The 1345-nt window shown below is 63.4% G+C and carries 2 protein-coding genes; one reads left to right on the forward strand and one right to left on the reverse strand.

Translation table 11 applies throughout. The features are described 5' to 3' along the window. The coding region (locus ACVWYZ_RS14270) for a DegT/DnrJ/EryC1/StrS family aminotransferase (protein ID WP_457467425.1) at positions 1 to 813 on the reverse strand (813 nt) is incomplete at its 3' end. 164 nt (positions 814 to 977) lie between these two features. On the opposite strand from ACVWYZ_RS14270, the gene ACVWYZ_RS14275 reads away from it, so the two are divergent. Beyond that, on the forward strand, positions 978 to 1345 hold a 368-nt coding region (locus ACVWYZ_RS14275; RefSeq protein ID WP_457467426.1), incomplete at its 3' end, for a glycosyltransferase family 9 protein.

Raw genomic sequence — 1345 nt, forward strand, 5'->3', positions numbered from 1 at the left:
AATCCCCTGCCGCCGCCAGTTCCACTCCCGCAGATAAGGCAACTTCACCGAGAGAATCACCGCCTGCAGCGCATCCAAACGACTGTTGAGACCCAGATACTCGTGGTGGTACGGACGGGTCTGCCCATGCTCCCGCAGCGCCCGCACCCGACTGGCCAGTTGGGGATCCCGCGTCACCACCGCCCCCCCATCCCCAGCCGCACCCAGATTCTTGCTGGGAAAAAAGCTGAAGCAGCCCACCTCCCCCCAAGTGCCCACCGGCCTGCCCCCCCAGCAGGCCCCCACCGCCTGGGCACAATCTTCCACCACCGCCAAGCCGTGCCGCCGGGCAATAGCCAGAATCTGGGTCATGTTGGCCGCCTGCCCAAACAAATGCACCACCACCACCGCCTTGGTGCGGCAGGAGATGCTCCTTTCCAGCAGCTGCGGATCCAGGTTAAAGGTGCACGGATCCACATCCACAAACACCGGACGCGCCCCCACCCGGCTGATGGCGGCAGCCGAGGCAAAAAAACTAAAGGCACTGGTGAGCACCTCATCCCCCGCCTGGATGCCCAAAGCCTGCAAAGCCAGCACCAAGGCATCGGTGCCGGAATTGCAGCCGACGGCCTCCAAAGAGCCACCCCCCAAAAACTGGGCAAACTGCTCCTCAAAGCGCTGCACCGCCGCCCCGCCGATGTACTGGCCAGAGGCCAGCAGCGCTTCCAGCTGCGGCTGCAACACCGCGGCCAAAGCCCGGTACTGCCCCGTCAAATCCAGCAGCGGAATCGGCTCCTCCGTCATGGTGCTGCCTTTGCAGAAGGTGGCGGCCACAGCCCATCATCGCGGATGAGAGCCTGTGTACACAACGCTCTGGGCCAGCAGGGTTCTGGGGTTTGTCTTCCGCGGGTCGAGCTGGCCCTGAATCTATCCACCCAATCTGAGATAGAGTAGGCGGGGATCCCCTAGGCTGGATACAGCTTTCTACAGGATGCTTTATGCAGGTGGCTTCTCGAGCAGTTGGCGGCACAGCGCCTTTGGCCCCCCGCCTTTTGGCTCTGGTGCCGGGGGGGATTGGGGATCAAATTTTGTTTTTTCCCGCCCTGGCCAGTTTGCGGCAGCGCTTCCCGGAGGCGGAGCTGGAGGTGCTGGTGGAGCCGCGGGCGGCGGCTGCCTACGAGGTTTGTCCTTCGGTGAGTCGGGTGCTGACTTTTCCGTTCAAAGAACAGCTGTCGTTGGGGGATCTCAGCGACCTGCTGGGGCGGATTCGCGAGCGGCAGTATGACGGGGTGCTGAGCCTGGGCCGAAGCTTGGGGGTCAAGCTGTTGTTGTGGCTGACCGGCATTCCCAAGCGGGTGGGCTATGC

Source organism: Thermostichus sp. MS-CIW-37 (genome assembly GCF_054060065.1).